This window comes from Amycolatopsis sp. cmx-11-12, assembly GCF_046269425.1.
In the GTDB taxonomy this organism is placed as follows: Bacteria; Actinomycetota; Actinomycetes; order Mycobacteriales; family Pseudonocardiaceae; genus Amycolatopsis.
Genome location: NZ_JADNQM010000027.1, coordinates 75,043 through 92,561 on the forward strand (window position 1 = coordinate 75,043; position 17,519 = coordinate 92,561).

A 17,519-nucleotide genomic window follows, 5' to 3' on the forward strand; every position below is an offset into this window, starting at 1 on the left:
ATGACGTGGCCTGATGTGGAATTCGGAAGTGACTCTTTGTCTCAAGTCACGGGCCCACTGTAGAGAACCGACAACGTGCTCACAATGGGTGGTCATCCTATGATCCCCTGGGGTAACGATCACCCGAACAGGTTGTTTGTCAGAAGTGAACACAACTCGGCGTGTTCGTTGAGTCGAACGGCAAGAGTTTGTTGCCAACTGAGCGTCAACAGGTCAAGAGCCGTCCGGTGGGACTTCCCACGTCTTGTCCGAAGGGTTACATCTGGGCCATCCGTTCGCTACCCTCATGCACCGGTAGTGAGGTGTGGACCACTGATGTAGTGAAAGAGAGTGCCTTGGATGGCCGAACGCTCTGGACCTTTCCCGAGGTGCAAGGCACTCTGTGTCGAACAAGTACCTGCTGTCGACCAAGTACTTGTTGACCGAACGAGTGTCGAACACGACCGTGCTTCACTGGTGCGTGTCCGCGCACTGGCGGGTTAGGCCGAACAGACCAATGACGCCAGGCGGGAATTCGGCCAAGTGCACCTGAGAGACTGCGTCAAAGACGATCTCCTTATTTGTCAGAGTGAGCACTCGCTTCGTATGTATCCCTGCCGGGCGGCAGGAGTGAGCGGGTAGTGGTCTCCGACAACCGACCCAGACAGCAGTACGGCCAGTTCGAGAACGGCATGTCCAAAATGGGCTCTCCCGGCCCGAATGAAGATGATGGTGGTGCGGCGGTGCCGAACGAAGACACCGCGGGGGTGGGAGGGACCCCTGCGCGGGAAACCGGAGACGGTCCTGGCGGGAAGGTGGCCGGGTCGTTCCTGGGCCTGCGTAACTGGCGTCTGCGATCCAAGCTCGCGGCCGTCCTGATCATCCCGACGCTGACCGCGCTCGCCCTCGGCGGGCTGCGCGTCTTCGACGACGGCTCCGAGGCCGCCCGGTTCCAGGACACGGCCGACCAGGTCGCGTTCGCGGACAAGATCACGCTCGTGGTGCACGAGCTGCAGAGCGAACGCGCGCTCGCCGTCGCCCGGCTCGCCTCTCAGGACGGCTCGCGCCAGACCGGTCTCGACGCGCAGATCGCCAAGGTCGACCGCGCGGTCGACGACCTGCGGGCCTCGGCGAACCAGATCAACCCGGACGACCAGGACACGAGGGACCGCTACTCGCGCGGCCTGCAACGGCTCGACGCCCTGCGGCCGCTGCGCGGCGCGATGAACACCTCGCTGCTGGGCGACACCCCGGTCCTCATCGCCTACTCCGGAATCCTCGACTCGCTGGTCCAGCTTGGCCGCGAGGTGACGACCGCGGTCGCCAACCGCGACGTGCTCCGGCTCGGTGTCACCGTGCAGGCCATCAGTGAGAGCAAGGAGTTCATCGCCCGCGGTGACGCGGCGCTGCTGATCGCCTCCTTCCGCTCCTCCTTCCCCGGCGACCTGTTCGACCAGGCCCGCTCGGCGGTCGCGAGCGGTGACGCCTCGACGGCGGCCTTCCTCGCGAACGCCAGCCCCGAGCAGCGGCAGCTCTACTCGGACACCTTCTCCGGCCCCGAGGTCGACGACCGCCGCCGGATCACCACGATGGCGTTCTCGCTGCATCAGCAGAACGAGACGCCGTCGATCGACAACGTCGCGCTGGGCAACGACAGCCGGGTCGCGCTGGACAAGCTGCGCGCGGTCGAGACCAACCTGCTCGGCCAGCTGCGGGCACAGGCCGACGGCCTGGCCACCGACGCGATCAACTCGGCGTGGATCGGTGGCGCGATCGTGCTGCTGGCCCTGATCGCGGCGTTGTTCCTGATGCTCGTCATCGCCCGCCTGATGCTGCGCCCGCTGCGGATCCTGCGGAAGACGGCGCTCGACGTCGCCTACACACGACTGCCGGAAACCGTGCAAGCGATCTTGGACGACCCGGACCCGGTCAACGCCTCGAAGCGTTCGGTCGAGCCGGTGCCCGTCACTTCGCGTGACGAGATCGGTGAAGTGGCGCGCTCGTTCGACGTCGTTCACGCACAGGCCGTCAAGATGGCCGCCGAACAGGCCCTCCTGCGCGAGAACGTCAACGGCATCTTCGTGAACCTGTCCCGCCGGTCGCAGCGGCTGGTGGAACGCCAGCTCGGTGTGATCGACCGGCTCGAGGCCGACGAGCAGGACCCGGACCACTTGGCCAGCCTGTTCGAGCTCGACCACCTCGCTACGCGGCTGCGCCGCAACGGTGAAAGCCTCCTGGTGCTTTCGGGCGCCGGTCTCGCGAAGTCGGTGCCCAAGCCGGTGCCCGCCGCCGACGTCATCGGCGCCGCGGTCTCGGAGATCGAGCAGTACGCCCGGATCGAGATCGGGATCGTCCCCGAGGTCGCCGTCCAGGGCCTGACGATCCACGACCTCGTGCACGTGCTCGCGGAACTGCTGGACAACGCCACCTACTTCTCCGAGCCGGAGACGAAGGTGACCGTCCGCGCGGTGATCACCCGTAAGAAGGCGCTCGCCATCCAGGTCACCGACCACGGTGTCGGGATGACGGAGGAGCGGCTCGCCGAGGTTAACCAGCGACTGGCCGAACCGCCGGACCTGGACGTCTCGGTGACCCGGCGGATGGGCCTGTACGTGGTCGCACGCCTGGCGCGCCGCCACGGCATCGAGGTCCGCCTCCGGGAGAACGAGGACATCGAGGGCGGCGTGATCGCGCGGGTCGTCGTGCCGGCCGAGGTTCTCACGCAGATGCGGCCCGGCGCGCGGAACACCCCGCCGCCGCCGAACCGCTCGGAGACGTCGATGCCTTCGATGTCCGAGATGTCGACTTCGCTGCCGAGCATCCCGGCGTCCGACCGCGGTCTGGAGATGACCCCGCCGCCGCCGTCGAAGCCACCGGCCGCACCGCAGCCGGTCGCGAACCAGGGCGGGCTCGTCCCGCTCGACCAGCCGATCAGCCTCGACGACCTGGTCGCGGGCAAGAACGCGGCCGGACCGTTCCTCAGCCCCGCGGCCCCCGCCGAGGAGACCCCGGCGTGGCCGACGGCCGACGACATCTCGCTGCCGAACGGCGACGGCGCCTCCAGCGGCACGGAGACCCAGTTCTCGTCGCTCGTGCTGCCGAAGCGGGAGCCGAGGTACGTACCGGTGACTCCGGCCGAGTCGCCGCGGCAGCCCGAGGAGCCCGCCGATTCGGGCAAGTCGGCGCTCGACGACGACGTCCCGACCAGGCGGCTCCCGATCTACCAGTCGGTGCTCTCGCGCTGGTTCAGCGAAGGCGACGAGGTCGGCGGCGACACCCCGACCACCTACACGGAGCCGGTCGAGCCCGCCGGATCGGACTCGCCCGAACAGCAGGACTACGACGGTCTCGACGAACCGGACGAAGCCGTCGCCGAGTCCGCCGAAGAGGCGTTGCCCACTCGGACCCCGCGGACTGTTCCGCCGGAGACGGTGCTCCAGGACAATGGCTGGCGCAGCGCGTCCGACGACGGCTGGCAGGCGGCGCAGGTCCTGTACGAAGACCGGAACGACGAGGTCACCCCGGCGGGGCTGCCCAAACGGGTGCCGAACCAGTACCTCGTCCCCGGCTCGATCGGCGGGAACGAGCCGAAGAAGGAAGACTCGTTCGCCGACAAGACCTCCGGAATGCCGGGGACGGGCGCTATCGCCCGCTCGGCGACGGCGGCGAGGAGTCGGATGGCAAGCTTCCAACAGGGCTACAAGTCGGGACGGCACGCGTTGAAGGATCGCCCGATAGACGCGCTGGATGACAACGGCGTTCCGGTGACCGGCGGGGGTTCCTCCGCCGATGACAGCAGTAAGGAGTGAAAGTGACACGGGCGGGTGCGATGCAGCCGGGTGGTCCGGCGCAGCCTGGCGGCCAGGCGCAGGGTAGAGGACACACGAGCAGCTTTGCCTGGCTGATCACGGATTTCGTGCACCGGGTCCCGGGCGCGGCGCATGCCGTGGTGGTGTCGGCGGACGGTTTGCTCCTGGCCTCCTCGAAGGGGCTCCCCAAGGACAGGGCCGACCAGCTCGCAGCCGTCTCGTCGGGGCTGACCAGCCTCGCGCGCGGTGCGGCCAAGGTGTTCGAGGGCGGCACGGTCGCGCAGACGGTGGTCGAGATGGCCAACGGCTTCCTCTTCCTGATGGCGGTGTCCGACGGTTCCTGTCTGGCGGTCCTCGGGTCGCCGGAGAGTGACATCGGCCTGGTCGTCTACGAGATGACCCTGCTGGTGGAACGCGTGGGGCAACAGCTGACACCGGAGATGCGCGCGCAACTGCAGGGCGCGTCGGTCCGCCGCTGAGCGACCGGGAACCGAGGAGAATGCCGTGGACGACGGGCGCTTGAGGGGCGATGGCCGGCTCGGTGACGACTTCTCCGGCGGGTGGTCGGAACGTGACGACGGCCGGGAGGACTGGACGTCCTTCCGGGACCGGGTCGACCGCGAATGGCGATCGCGCCGGGTACAGGGGTCGGACAACGACCCCGTGCCACCGGACGAGGCCTCCCGCTGGCTGACCGATTCGAACGCGGGACAGGGACCCGCCGATTTCAGCGTCACGGACTACCGGGAACGTCTTCTCGGTGGACCCGGGGCGGAACTGTTCGGTGGTGGCAGCGGCCCGCTGTACGACTCGGGCGAGTTCGCCAAGTTCTCCTTCGACAAGGAGGAGGAGCGCCGGTCGGCGGCCGCCGACCCGCTCGCCGCGGCACTGCCGCAGCAGGCGCAGAACGAGTTCGTCGACGAGCAGTACACCACCGACGTCGAATCCTCCGGCCTGGTCCGGCCGTACTTCCGCACGCGGGGACGGACCAAGCCGACGTACGACCTTGCCATCGAGGCGTTGATCTCGACCAGTGAACAGGGACGTGTGCTCGACCGGGTGCGCGTCCCCGAACACCGGTCGATCTGCGACCTTTGCCTGGATACCCGGTCCGTCGCCGAAGTCGCGGCGCTGTTGCGCCTGCCGCTCGGCGTGGTCCGGGTGCTGATCGGAGACGTGGCCGGCCTCGGCCTGGTCCTGGTGCACACCGCCAGCCAGAACGTGGGTGACCGGCCCAGTATCGAGTTCATGGAGAGGGTGCTCAGTGGGCTTCGGAGAATTTGACTCCGACGCGAATGCGCCGCAGGTGGCCGGGCCGACGTCGTCGGCCAAGATCGTGGTCGCTGGCGGATTCGGATCGGGGAAGACCACGCTGGTCGGGGCGGTTTCGGAGATCGATCCGCTGACCACCGAGGCCATGATGACCGAGGCCAGTACCGGCGTCGACGACAATTCGGCCACCCCGAACAAGTCGACGACGACCGTTGCCATGGACTTCGGCCGGATTTCGCTGGACTCGGATCTGGTGCTGTACGTGTTCGGTACGCCGGGCCAGCACCGGTTCTGGTTCATGTGGGACGACCTCGCGGTCGGCGCCATCGGTGCCGTCGTGCTGGTCGACACGCGGCGGCTCGCCGACGCGTTCCCGTCGATCGACTTCTTCGAGAACCGGAAGCTGCCGTACGTCGTGGCGATCAACTGCTTCGACCGGCTGCTGCACCACCAGATCGAGGACGTCCGGCACGCGCTGACGATCTCGCCGTCCGTGCCGATCATGGCCTGTGACGCTCGGGAACGTGAGTCCGCCAAGCAGGTGTTGATCTCGGTCGTGCAGCACGCCATTGCCCACGATTCGGCGTTGCGCGCGGGATAAAAAGGGACGAAAGAGGTTCCGCGCGGGATAAAAAGCAGACGAAAGCCCGGAGCGGATGCGGCCGTTGGAGTGAACTCGGCAGGCTTCACCCGCTTCGGGGAGTGGTGCCACCAGCCGGAGTGGGCGCGGGGCGATCCCTTTCACGCGATCCGGTGCGGGCCTTACCCGATCAGGTGATCGAAACATCGGTGACCTGCGGGGACGCCGATTCACGCCCGGTCGCACCCGGCCACCACGGGGTGACCCACGAATGCGTGGTTCGCGATGGGTCGACGCGGTGAGCGGCTGGACGTTTACGTTCGGTTAACACCCTCGGCCGGGTGGCGGGCTCGACACGATCGGCGTGACGAATACGCTGGGTGGAGGCGTCTTTCGGCTCGCCGGTGCCCAGGTCGGTGCTGGTCGGGGAGAGACGTCCGGACCACGCCGCCCAGGTGGTCTTGACGCAGCGAGGAGGGACTTGTGACGGCATCCGGACAGCAGAGCTCGTTCGGCTGGCTCATCACGGATTTCGCGCGCCGGGTTCCCGGTGCCGCGCACGCCGTGCTGGTCTCGGCCGACGGACTTCTCCTCGCGCCGTCAGAAGGGCTGCCACAGGAACGCGCCGAACAGCTGTCCGCGGTCGCTTCCGGATTGATCAGCCTGACCGCCGGCGCGGCGCGCTGCTTCGACGCGGGCGGGGTCAACCAGACCGTCGTCGAGATGGAACGCGGGTACCTCTTCCTCATGTCGGTCGCCGACGGTTCGTCGCTCGCCGTACTGGCCGCGCCGACCTGCGACATCGGCACCGTCGCCTACGAGATGACCCTGCTCGTCGAGCGGGTCGGGCAGCAGATCACCCCCGAGCTGCGGGCGCAGCTGCAGGGCGGCGTCCGTGGGTAGCCGCCGATGAAGATCACCGGATTCACCGAACCGGAACCCTCCGGCTGGGACTCCCTCTACCAAGGTGTTGAGCGCGAAGCCTACGACTCCCCGAGCAGGTTCGAGCTGAGCTCGATCAGCACGGTCATGCCGCGGCGCCCGGTCGCGCCGCCGGAACCGGTCCCTTCGCCCATGCCGTCGCCGCTTCGCCAGCCGACGCCCCGTCCCGCGTCCGCAGGAAACGGTGCCGCCGGTTCGGGCCCTTCGGGTAGCGCGCCCGCTTCGGTCTATCTGCCGTCTTCGGGCTCCCGGGTCCGGCCTTACACGCGCACCGGCGGGCGCACCCGCACCGCGCACGACCTGGCGCTGGAGGCGCTGGTCTCGACCAGCGACCAAGGCCGCCGGTATCGCGGCGTGCGGACCATGGAGCACCGGCAGATCTGCGACCTCTGCCTGGACACCCGGTCGATCGCGGAGATCGCCGCGCACCTGCGGCTGCCGCTGGGCGTCGTGAAGGTGCTCGTCGGCGACATGGCGGACGCAGGGCTGGTCCTGATCCACCAGACGGAGCTGATCCTCGGCGACTCCTCTTCGCGCGCTTTCATGGAGCGCGTCCTTCAAGGCCTTCGCGACCTCTGAGCCTCCCCGCGTGCCGGTCCCCTCCCGCAATTAGGCACCTACTTTCGGTCCTTGCGCTGGGGCAACGATCTTCGAGTTTGACTACCTTGAGGTGGCTTGTCGGCACGTTCAGTAGTGGTCCGGGCTGCTTCTCGATAGAACCACGGTCGTACGTGGATGGAATCTCAGCGTGACGCCGGTCCCCGTGATCTGCGTTAACCTGGTCGAGGAGTAGCCGGTGGGATACTGGAGAAAGCATCCTAGGAAGGATCTGGAAGCTGTTCTGGATCACTTCCATCGGGCAGGATGGCGGATCTTGGATCCTCCGACCTACTACACCGTCAGGTGCCCGTGCGGGCAGCACCAGCGCTGGATCCACCTGACGCCGAGCGGTTCGAACTACGGGAAGAACGCGTTGTCCTGGCTGCTGCGTCAACCTTGCTACGAGATCGAGGGAGGTTCCTGATGGGCGTGACAGTCCATGCGCATTGGGTCTTCATCGCCGACGGCGCCAATGATCTCTTCGGTTACTGCGACAAGGTGATGCAGGCCCTCCTGGGTCAGGAACGCTGCGTCGCCGGGTTCACGGACAGCGCGGTCTCCGCGGACGCGGGCCGGAGGGTGATGGAGATCGAGGCGGATATCTCCAGCGACGACCTGTCGCACGCCATCGCCGAAGGGCATGCGGCGGTCCGGGCCGCCTTGCACTCGGTCGGGATCGGGACGCCTGAATGGCCGACTCATGGCGAGGCCATGTCCCTGGTGCTGAAGGATCTCCGGACCGAACAGCTCGTCTAGCCCGGCCGCGGATTCGCGACCAGTCCGCTGGTTGCGGGCCTTGCGCGCGCAACTACCGCAACCAGAGGACGAAACGCGGACGCGGGGCTGGTCCTGATCCACCAGACGGAGCTGATCCTCGGCGACTCCTCTTCGCGCGCTTTCATGGAGCGCGTCCTTCGAGGCCTTCGCGACCTCTGAGGGCTGAAGGACGCTTTCCTCGCATGTGGCGCGGTGAAGGGCGCTTTCACTGTATGAGATGCGGTGAAAGGCCCCCTGCATTTGGTTGCGTAACGTGACTTAAGCTAACTCGATGTTGCCGAGAGGCGAGCTTGAGGTCCGAGCATTCGGCGATGAGTCCTTCAAGGAATCCGACATCGGCGGGTTCTATGTCGTGGCGGCGGCGGTCTTCGAGCAAGCTGTCCACGACGAGGTTCGTGCTGCCATGTCAGAGCTTCGAGGCCGACGGCGCACCCCTAAACTTCACTGGAACGAGATGGACCGCGGACAGCAGGAAGTGGCGGCGAAACTCTCGCCGGCCTCGATGGATTCCACCTTGTCGCAGTCGGATCTCCGGTACCCGCGCGGCGGCAGGAGCGTGCTCGGGCCTGCTGTCTTCGGCGGATGGTTCTCGAGCTCTCCGCTTTCCAGGTCGAAACGCTCGTGCTCGAGTCGCGAACATCGACACTGGATGCCCGTGATGTCGGGACGGTCAAGGGTGCCAGATTCGCTTTGCCCAAGGGCACCGTCTTCCGCGTCGTCCACCAACCGGGAAGGGACGAACCCCTGCTGTGGGCCGCGGACATCGTCGCCGGGGCGATCAGGGCCGCGAAGGAAGGACGCCCGAGCTGCCGGCGGCTCATCGAAGACCGGGTGTACGAGATCGCGGTCGAGACCGACTGTTGAGGAGACATGCGTAAGGCCAGGGTCCCGGTCTGCCCCGGGTGCACCTGGCCTTGCGACTCGCCTGACGTCCGCGACATCACGCTCTGCACACAGTGTAGGCCAGAAGTCGCCGCAAAGCACCTCAGCGCCAGGTCAGTCTTCGACGAGGGCGGCCGAGGTGATCCGGTGCAGCGGGTAGCGCTCGTTGTCGGTCCCTTCGAGGACCCCGCCGCCGACCCGCATCGGCCGCACCACGCGCTGGCTCGCCGTCCCGCGTGAGTCGACGAAGCCGATCCACACCTCGCGGCGCTCCATGGTCGCCTGGGACAGCAACGCCAGCGTCGCGGATGTGTCCCCGGCGCCACCGCCCTGCGGCGCGCGCACCGTCTCGCCGCGACGGCGCGCCGAAGCGGCGTCACCGGCCCGGACGTGCGCGACGATCTTGCCGACCTGATCGTCGGTCAACCCGGCCTGATCCCCGGGTGCCCGGCGCGCGGCGCGCGCCTTCGCGGGCAGACGACGTCCAGACGGCCTGATGTCCATGACACGTCCGTCGGGTCCTTCGGCGGCGGGAGCGAACCCGGCGGCGCGAAGGGCGTCGAGGACCTCGGCGAGCGGGTACGAACTGATGAGCACTGTCGGCGCGATCATGCGCAGGCCGTACTCCGCGGCGACAGGGCTGCCCATGACCTCCGCGAGCAGCGACGCGTCGTCGCAGCGCAGGAACGACTCGGCGGCCCCGCCGCGCAGCCGCCCGTGACGGCGGGCGACGTCGTCGATCAGGTAGGTGAGCCCCTGCGGAACCGGCGTCGCCGACCGGGCCGCGAACAACGCGTGCAGTTCACCCGCGGTCCGCCCGGTGTCGAGCGCGCGCCGCACGGAGGTCTCGGTGATCCGGTAGACGGTGGCGTGCCCAGCCGATTCGATGTCGGCGACGGCGGTCATCTCGCCCGCGAGTTCGGCTTCCAGCGGCCCGGGCGCGACCACGGTCAGGTCGGCCTGGACCAGGACGTGGTCGACCGGACGCGGCAGCGCGTCGAGCATCGCCTCGACCGCGCCTGGCCGGTCCTCGGCCAGCAGTGCCCGCGTCGCCGTGGTGAGCCCGCCGAGCCCGATCAGGCCGAGCGCGGCCCCCTCGGCCATCGTCCAGCGGACGGTTTCGTCCCGCAGCCGTCCGCCCCGCCGCGGTGCGCGCCAGGCCAGCGCGGCGACCAGTTCGTCGGTGCTCTTGACCCCGGCGCCCTCGGGCAGCGCGGCCAAGGCGAGGAGGATCCGCCGCCGCGACGTCGGCGCCAGCGGCCTCCGCAGGTCTTCCGACAGCGGTGCGATCGGCTTGTCCTTCGCGTCCCGCCCGCCGGCGAGACCGGGCAGCCGGGGCAGTTCGAGCCAGGCCTGCGCGACCGTCATCCAGCGCTGCGCGGTCGGCGACGCGAGCCAGGAATCGGTCAGCGTCGTCGGCACCCATTCCGGCGTGGTCGCTTCGCTGTCAGCCACCAGCCCGGCGCCGACCGCGATCTCCGCCAGCAGCGTCACCCGTGACTCGTCGGCGTCGAGATCCTTGGCGAGCTTCTTCAGTTCGCGGACCCCGAGCCCGCCGGACTTCAGCACCGGCGGCGGCGTCTCCGACCACGCGCGAAGCATGTTTTCGGTCTGGCGCAAGAACTCCATCGCTTCGCCCGCGGCCGTCGAGTCCACTGTGGACCGCTGATGCGGATGCACGGGGAGTCCCGGTTCGCGCAGCGACGCCGGTTCGAATACCGACCCGCCGCGCAGCGCGATCCCGAGTTCACGCGGCAGCTCGACGGTCTGGTCGTCCCGGCGCAGCAGCAGGCCGCGGGCGAGCAGCCGCTGCACCGGCGTCCGCGCCCGCTCCAGCGGGACGTCGGCGGACGCGTCACGGGTGCGGCCGATCGGCGGCCCGGCGGCCAGCGTCGTCAGCAGGGCACGTTCGTCCTCGCCGACCTCCGCGAGCGCGGCCTCGATGTCCGATTCCGTGAGCGTGGGCGATGACGCTCCCAGCCCGGCGGGGAAGGGCCCGAGCGCGTCACGGGCCGAGGGCGGGACGCGCAGCGCGTCGTCCTCACCCCAGACCAGCGCCCGCGTGCGCAGCAGGGACAGCGCTTCGCCGATCTTGGTACCCACGAGCCGCGCGACCTCGGCCGCCGCGACCGGAGCGGTGTCCGCTCCGGCCAGCAGCAGGGCGTCGAGTACGGCGAGGGTGAAGGTGTCGAGGTCTTCGCAGGCGCGCGCGACGGAGCCCGGCGTGCCGGCCCGGGTGGCGAGCACGATCGTGTCGGACGGGGGTGGCGTGGACAGGTCGCGACGCGTGCGCAGGAGCGCGGCGAGTGCGTCGTCGGGCTCCTGGCGCAGCCAGTCCGCCAAGGATGGCGCGGGCATAGACGATCAGGATACCGGGCGGGTGGTAGCCCGGCAGTCGCGTTCGGGCAGACTGTCCCGTGAGAACGGCTTGACCATGCTCTGGAGGACGTTGTGGCGAAGGGCGAGAACAAGAAGCGCGCGGGCATCGATCCCACGTGGCCCGGTGAAGACGGGGAGCACCCCGTCACCGAGCTCGCATCCGATCGGCAGGGTGCGCTGTCCCCGTTCGGCGACGTGACTTTCCCGCTCGACGCGGTGCCTTACGTGCATCCCGAGACCGAGATCAACCGGTAAGAAGTTACTGGCCGGTCTCCTGAGGGCGCCCCGCGCCCGAAGAGACCACTCTCGCGCGCCTCTTTCGGGCCGAAGGCCCACGGAAATCCGATGAAGGGGCGCACTTCGCAAAGTGCGGCGATGTCGGCTGCTGGACAGCGCCCCTTCGGCGGGTTTTCGTCAGCGCGCGAGTTACTCGTCAGTCACCCCCTGCGAGAGGCCGTGGCGGTCGTCACGGGAGTAGGTTTTCGCTCGACCTATTCGAGCGTTCCTCAGCGGGGGTAGTGCCATGCCGGTTCCCGGTCCCGGATATTCGATCACCGTCCGGGTGGAGGCCCCCGCGTCGTCCACCGCGGCGGGTGACCTGACCACGGCCGTCGGCCGGGTCGGCGGCGTGCTGACCGCGTTCGACGTCGTCGAGTCGCATCCCGACTCGATCGTCGTCGACATCAGTGCCAACGCCCTCTCGGAGAATCACGCGCAGGACATCACGCAGACCCTGGACTCGCTTCCGGGCGTGCGGGTCCGCAAGGTCTCCGACCGGACGTTCCTGATCCACCTCGGCGGCAAGATCGAGGTCACCCCCAAGGTCGCGCTCCGTAACCGTGACGACCTCTCCCGTGCGTACACGCCGGGTGTCGCGCGGGTCTGCCAGGCGATCGCCGCGAACCCCGAGGACGCGCGCCGCCTGACCATCAAGCGGAACACCGTCGCCGTCGTCACCGACGGCTCGGCCGTGCTGGGGCTCGGCAACATCGGCCCGGCCGCCGCGCTCCCGGTGATGGAGGGCAAGGCGGCGCTGTTCAAGAAGTTCGCTGACGTCGACGCGTGGCCGGTGTGCCTGGACACCCAGGACACCGAAGAGATCATCAAGATCGTCAAGGCGATCGCCCCGGTCTACGCCGGGATCAACCTCGAGGACATCGCCGCGCCGCGCTGCTTCGAGATCGAGGCGCGCCTGCGCGAGCAGCTCGACATCCCGGTGTTCCACGACGACCAGCACGGCACCGCGATCGTCGTGGTCGCCGCGCTGCGCAACGCCCTGCGCGTGGTCGGGAAGAACATCGAAGACTGCAAGATCGTGGTCAGCGGGGTCGGCGCGGCCGGATCGGCGATCATCCGCCTGCTGCTGGGCAAGGGCCCCGGCGACATCGTGGCCGCCGACATCGACGGCATCGTGCACTCCGCGCGCGGCAACCTCGACGACAACCTCACCTGGATCGCCGAGCACACGAACAAGGAACAGCAGACGGGCACGCTGCACGAGGCGCTCGTCGGCGCCGACGTGTTCATCGGGGTCTCGGCGCCGAACCTGTTCGGCGCCGAGCAGGTCGCCACCATGAAGTCCGACGCCGTCGTGTTCGCGCTGGCCAACCCGGACCCGGAGATCGACCCGCTGGAAGCGCAGAAGCACGCCGCCGTGGTCGCCACCGGCCGCAGCGACTTCCCGAACCAGATCAACAACGTGCTCGCCTTCCCCGGCGTGTTCCGCGGCCTTCTCGACGCGCACGCGCACCAGATCGACGACTCCATGCTGCTCGCGGCGGCCGACGCCATCGCGGACGTCGTGGACAACGGCAAGCTCAACGCGTCGTTCATCGTGCCGAGCGTCTTCGACAGCGCCGTCGCGCCTGCTGTCGCCGAGGCCGTCAAGCGCGCGGCCAAAGCCGTCCAGAAGTGATAGCAAAGGTCCCTTGCTCCATTCGGGGCCGACGTCATCACTGAGACCGACCCCGGGGCCGACTTCAGGGTGACGACCCCGCACACCGCCCGCTCCTAGGCTCGATTCCGACCAGGAATTCGATCTTGACGGGGGTTGGGATGAATCGCTCTGTCCTGAGCAGAATCGGGACACTCACGGCCGCGGCGGTGACCGTGGCGGTACTCGTACCGGCCACGGCGTCCGCCGCGGCTTCGTCCGTGGTGTGGGGGCCGTGTCCGGAGGACGTGGCCGCGCCGGGGGTGCAGTGCACCACCTTGAAGGTCCCGCTCGACTACCGGAACCCGGGCGGGCCGACCATCGACGTCGCCGTGTCGAAGCTCGCCAGCACCAAACCGGCGAAGCGGCGCGGCATCATGCTGACGAATCCGGGCGGCCCCGGTGGCCCGGGGCTGACCATGCCGGACAGCCTGCGTGCCGCGGGGATGCCGTCGAGCGTGCTCGACGCGTACGACATCATCGGGTTCGACCCGCGGGGGATCGGCCGCAGCACGCCGGTCACCTGCGATCTCAAGCCCGAGCAGCTGGTCAGCAACGTCCCGCCGTACGCGCGTGACGCGGCGGCGGTGGCGGAGCGGGCGAAGGACGTAGCCGGTGTCGCGAAGCAGTGCGGCGACTCGAAGACCGCGGCGAACCTGCCGTACATCACCACGGCCAACACCGCACGGGACATGGACCGCATCCGGGAAGCTCTCGGCGAGAAGAAGCTTTCCTACTACGGCGTCTCGTACGGCAGCTACCTCGGCGCCGTGTATTCGACGCTGTTCCCGCAGCAGACCGATCGCGTCGTGCTCGACAGCGTGACCGGTCCGGGCGGGCTCGACCCGGCGACTTCGCGTCGGCTCGCGGAGGGTTTCCAGGACCGCTTCCCGGACTTCGCGAAGTGGGCGGCGGCACGGCACGCCAGCTACGGGCTCGGCCGTACCCCGCAGCAGGTGACGGCGAAGTTCTACGAACTCGCCGCCAAACTCGACAGCGGCACTGTTCCCGGCGTGGACGGCGCGGCGTTCCGGATGGGCACGTTCGGTGCGCTGTACTCGACCACTGCCTTCCCCACGCTGGCACAGCAGTGGCAGGCGCTCGACAGCGAAGGCGTCATGAAGCAGTCCGCTCAGGCCGCGCAGATCGACGTCGGCAATCTGCTGTCCGGCCAGCTGCACGTGGTCTGCAACGACGGGAACTGGCCAGAGAACGTCGGGACCTACCAGCGCAACGTCGAGAAGGACCGGGTCAAGTACCCGATGTTCGGCGCGGCCGGGGCCAACATCTGGGCGTGCGCGTTCTGGCCGTCCGAGCCGATCGAGCCGCAGGTGCGGATCGGCGACCGTGGCCCGTCGAACATCCTGCTGGTGCAGAACCTGCGTGACCCGGCCACTCCGCTCAGCGGTGCCAAGGAGATGCGGCGCGCGCTGGGCGACCGCACGCGGATGGTGTCGGTCGACGACGGCGGGCACGGGGTCTGGCTGACCTCGGAGAACGCTTGCGGCAACAACGCCGTCAACCGGTTCTTCGTGGAAGGCAAGCGCCCCGCGCACGACACGGCCTGCGCCGCGGACAAGGGTGGTCTGTTCGATTCGATGACCCCGCAGCAGCGGCAGGATCGGGAGAAGGCGCTCGACGAGGTTCGCTCGAAGCAGCGCGTGTTCTGAGTTTTTGAAGGTGAACCCGCGATCGCGATCGACGTCGGCAGGGCGCCCTCTGGTCGTTCACCTCACGGTGAGCGGGCAGGGCGCCCTGCCACCGCGATAGCGAGGCCTTCGGCCGGGCGGGTTCACGCGTGTGGTGCTTCGCCGAACGGACCTCGGCTCCTCTGACCGGTGCTGAGGTCTAGCCTGCTGGAGTGAGTGAACTCAGCCACGTCGACCATACGGGTGCCGCCCGTATGGTCGACGTTTCCGGCAAGACGCCCACCGTCCGCACCGCGCTGGCGGGCGGCACCGTGCACACCACGGCCGAGGTGCTCGGCCTGCTGGCCACGGACGGGCTCCCCAAGGGCGACGCCCTCGCGACCGCCCGGATCGCGGGCATCATGGGCGCGAAGAAGGTGCCCGAGCTGATTCCGCTGTGCCATCAGATCGCGCTGTCCGGGGTGAAGGTCGAGTTCGTCCTCGACGAGACCGCCGTGCACATCACCGCGACCGCGAAGACGAACGACCGGACCGGCGTCGAGATGGAGGCGCTGACCGCCGTCGCCGTCGCCGGGCTGACCCTGCACGACATGATCAAGGCGGTCGATCCCGCCGCGACCCTCGACGACGTCCGCCTGATCCGCAAGGACGGCGGCAAGGCCGGGACCTGGGAGCGGCCGTGAGCCGGGTCGCGAGGGTGATCGTGGCGTCGAATCGCGCCGCGAAGGGCGTCTACGAGGACAAGACCGGTCCGGTCATCACCGCCTGGCTCGCCGCGCGTGGCTGGGACGTGCCGGACCCTGTGGTCGTCGAGGACGGCGATCCCGTCGGTGAGGCCCTGCGCGACGCCGTCGCGGCCGGCGTCCAGGTGATCGTGACGACCGGTGGCACCGGCATCTCGCCGACCGACCGCACCCCGGACGTCACCCGCGCGATCCTCGACTACGAACTCCCCGGCGTCGCCGACGCCATCCGGGCCGCCGGTTTGCCCGCTGTGCCCACGGCGGTGCTCTCGCGCGGTGTCGCCGGTGTCGCCGGGCGGACCCTCGTGGTGAACCTGCCAGGGTCACGCGGCGGCGTGAAGGACGGCTTGGGCGTCCTGGACGGGATCCTCGACCACGCCGTCGACCAGCTTGCGGGCGGCGACCACCCACGGGAGGCACAGCAGTGAACGTTCGGGTCGCACGGATCGCGGTGGTCGACGAGCCGCTTTCGGTCGAGGAACACGCCCGGCTGGTGGACGACGCGGCCGCGGGCGCTGTCGTCACCTTCGGCGGGGTCGTGCGGGACCACGACGGCGGACGCTCGGTGGACCGGCTCGCCTACGAGGGACACCCCAGCGCTTCGGAGGTGCTCGCGGAGGTCGTCGCGGACCTCTCGGCGAAGTGGACCGGCGTGCGAGCGGTCGCTGTGAGTCACCGGCTGGGTGCGCTGGCCATCGGGGACGTCGCGCTGGCGTGCGCCGTGGCGGCCGAGCACCGGGGCCAGGCCTTCGCCGCCTGCTCGGAGCTGGTGGACGAGGTCAAAGCGCGGCTGCCGGTGTGGAAGCACCAGCACTTCACGGACGGCAGCGACGAATGGGTCAACTCGCCGTAGGGAGCCGCGTGCGTCGTGCAATGAAGGGGCCTTTCATAGCAAAATTTGCTATGAAAGGCCCCTTCATTGCACGGGGGCGTCCCTGGGATGCAACAGAGCCCCACCGCCGGGGGATGGCGCGGTGGGGCTCTGTCAGTCGCGACGTGGCCACGCGGGGAATCCCGCGGGCATCACGACTTACTGGTGCTCAAGAGCTCACTTGGTGGCGAGCTTCTGGCCGACGACGATGAAGTCGGCGTTCGGCACGTATTCCTTGTTCAGCTCCTGCAGCTTCTGGTAGCCGCCCTGGACGTTGAACTTGGAAGCGATCTTGGACAGCGAGTCGCCGGCGACGACGGTGTAGTCGCCCTGCGGGTGCGAGCCCGCGACGTTGGCGGCGGCCGGAGCCGGGGCCGGGGCCTGCTGCTTGGTGACCGGAGCGGTCGACTTCTTCGGGGTCACCTTCTTGGTGGCCTTCGGGGCGGTCGACTTGGCCTTGGCGGGGCTGGCGGAGCCGCCCTTCTTGCCACAGTGCGGCCACGCGCCGATGCCCTGGCCCTGGAGGACCCGCTCGGCGACGGCGATCTGCTGCTCACGCGACGCGTTGGCGGCGCTGCCGGTGCCACCGTAGGCACGCCAGGTGCTCTGCGAGAACTGCAGACCACCGTAGTAGCCGTTACCGGTGTTGGTGTTCCAGTTGCCGCTGCTCTCGCACTGCGCGATGGCGTCCCAGTTGGTCGCCGACGCGGGGGTCGCGGCGATAGCGAGGGGGGCGCCGACCGCGACGCCCGCAATGGCAACGCGAGCGATGTGACGGGTGGCGGCGGACATCTTGCGGTGCTTGCCTCGGTACGACATGTGAGTAAATCTCGCTCCCTGCGCCTACGAGCCTGTGCTGAGGGAAAGACCCGTGGGTCTGGCCGGCCGTCTCAGGCCGGCTGACTTCGCCGGACGCACGTCGCGTCGGCTCGGTCCCCTCGTCCCTGTCCGGAAATGCTTTCGCTCGGGGTTGGGTCCGGGAATCCGTTGGACAGGGCTCGGCGCTACGGGTTCCCGGTGTTGCGTGGTCGGTCGGGGCCAACCGAAAAGCGACGGTACGTAACGAACGGGCTGATCGGAAATTATTCGAGCTGTGACCTACA

General features: G+C 68.8%; 15 protein-coding genes and 1 pseudogene. 14 read left to right on the forward strand and 2 right to left on the reverse strand.

The genetic code is table 11. The features are described 5' to 3' along the window. The first annotated feature begins 671 nt into the window (after positions 1 to 671). The 9 genes from ACLARN_RS30630 (at position 672) to ACLARN_RS30670 (ending at position 8,823) form a co-directional block, all read left to right on the forward strand. Positions 672 to 3,788 carry a nitrate- and nitrite sensing domain-containing protein gene (locus ACLARN_RS30630; protein ID WP_409495004.1) on the forward strand — a complete coding sequence of 1,039 codons (3,117 nt, stop codon included), beginning with the start codon at positions 672 to 674 and terminating at the stop codon, positions 3,786 to 3,788. A gap of 20 nt (positions 3,789 to 3,808) precedes the next feature. After that, on the forward strand, positions 3,809 to 4,267 hold the full coding sequence (locus tag ACLARN_RS30635) for a roadblock/LC7 domain-containing protein (protein ID WP_364030821.1): 459 nt from the start codon (positions 3,809 to 3,811) through the stop codon (positions 4,265 to 4,267). A gap of 25 nt (positions 4,268 to 4,292) precedes the next feature. Continuing rightward, entirely contained in the window at positions 4,293 to 5,072 is a 780-nt protein-coding gene (locus tag ACLARN_RS30640) for a DUF742 domain-containing protein (protein ID WP_409494950.1), read from the forward strand. Further along, positions 5,053 to 5,661, forward strand: a complete 609-nt coding sequence (locus ACLARN_RS30645; RefSeq protein WP_026467043.1) for a GTP-binding protein — start codon at positions 5,053 to 5,055, stop codon at positions 5,659 to 5,661. The genes ACLARN_RS30640 and ACLARN_RS30645 overlap by 20 nt, the downstream gene beginning before the upstream one ends. 462 nt (positions 5,662 to 6,123) lie before the next feature. Further along, the gene (locus tag ACLARN_RS30650) at positions 6,124 to 6,543 is read left to right on the forward strand and encodes a roadblock/LC7 domain-containing protein (protein WP_038507851.1); all 420 of its coding nucleotides are present in this window, start codon (positions 6,124 to 6,126) and stop codon (positions 6,541 to 6,543) included. A gap of 6 nt (positions 6,544 to 6,549) precedes the next feature. Further along, positions 6,550 to 7,161 carry a DUF742 domain-containing protein gene (locus ACLARN_RS30655; protein ID WP_409494951.1) on the forward strand — a complete coding sequence of 204 codons (612 nt, stop codon included), beginning with the start codon at positions 6,550 to 6,552 and terminating at the stop codon, positions 7,159 to 7,161. 295 nt (positions 7,162 to 7,456) lie between these two features. Then, positions 7,457 to 7,606, forward strand: coding sequence for a hypothetical protein (locus ACLARN_RS30660; protein WP_409494952.1), 150 nt, complete (start codon positions 7,457 to 7,459; stop codon positions 7,604 to 7,606). Then, positions 7,606 to 7,938: a hypothetical protein gene (locus tag ACLARN_RS30665; RefSeq protein WP_409494953.1), complete on the forward strand. Its 333-nt coding sequence runs from the start codon at positions 7,606 to 7,608 to the stop codon at positions 7,936 to 7,938. The genes ACLARN_RS30660 and ACLARN_RS30665 overlap by 1 nt, the downstream gene beginning before the upstream one ends. Positions 7,939 to 8,541: 603 nt before the next feature. Next, complete coding sequence (locus ACLARN_RS30670; RefSeq protein WP_409494954.1) at positions 8,542 to 8,823, forward strand: hypothetical protein; 282 nt, start codon at positions 8,542 to 8,544, stop codon at positions 8,821 to 8,823. Between the two features lie 132 nt (positions 8,824 to 8,955). Here ACLARN_RS30670 and ACLARN_RS30675 read toward each other — a convergent pair whose 3' ends face one another. After that, positions 8,956 to 11,199 carry a helicase-associated domain-containing protein gene (locus ACLARN_RS30675; RefSeq protein ID WP_409494955.1) on the reverse strand — a complete coding sequence of 748 codons (2,244 nt, stop codon included), beginning with the start codon at positions 11,197 to 11,199 and terminating at the stop codon, positions 8,956 to 8,958. Between the two features lie 93 nt (positions 11,200 to 11,292). On the opposite strand from ACLARN_RS30675, the gene ACLARN_RS30680 reads away from it, so the two are divergent. The 5 genes and pseudogenes from ACLARN_RS30680 (at position 11,293) to ACLARN_RS30700 (ending at position 16,398) form a co-directional block, all read left to right on the forward strand. Further along, the gene (locus tag ACLARN_RS30680) at positions 11,293 to 11,475 is read left to right on the forward strand and encodes a hypothetical protein (protein WP_191256864.1); all 183 of its coding nucleotides are present in this window, start codon (positions 11,293 to 11,295) and stop codon (positions 11,473 to 11,475) included. Between the two features lie 268 nt (positions 11,476 to 11,743). Then, positions 11,744 to 13,135 carry an NAD-dependent malic enzyme gene (locus ACLARN_RS30685; RefSeq protein WP_409494956.1) on the forward strand — a complete coding sequence of 464 codons (1,392 nt, stop codon included), beginning with the start codon at positions 11,744 to 11,746 and terminating at the stop codon, positions 13,133 to 13,135. Between the two features lie 140 nt (positions 13,136 to 13,275). Continuing rightward, positions 13,276 to 14,823 (forward strand): alpha/beta hydrolase, encoded by a 1,548-nt coding sequence (locus ACLARN_RS30690; RefSeq protein WP_409494957.1) that lies wholly within the window; start codon positions 13,276 to 13,278, stop codon positions 14,821 to 14,823. Between the two features lie 191 nt (positions 14,824 to 15,014). Further along, on the forward strand, positions 15,015 to 15,485 hold the full coding sequence (moaC, locus tag ACLARN_RS30695; RefSeq protein WP_409494958.1) for a cyclic pyranopterin monophosphate synthase MoaC: 471 nt from the start codon (positions 15,015 to 15,017) through the stop codon (positions 15,483 to 15,485). Continuing rightward, a pseudogene (locus tag ACLARN_RS30700) lies at positions 15,482 to 16,398 on the forward strand (molybdenum cofactor biosynthesis protein MoaE). Before moaC ends, ACLARN_RS30700 begins: the two are co-directional and overlap by 4 nt. Before the next feature lie 195 nt (positions 16,399 to 16,593). Here the strand turns inward: ACLARN_RS30700 and ACLARN_RS30705 are convergent. Next, the gene (locus tag ACLARN_RS30705; RefSeq protein WP_409494959.1) at positions 16,594 to 17,235 is read right to left on the reverse strand and encodes a transglycosylase family protein; all 642 of its coding nucleotides are present in this window, start codon (positions 17,233 to 17,235) and stop codon (positions 16,594 to 16,596) included. Positions 17,236 to 17,519: the final 284 nt, after the last annotated feature.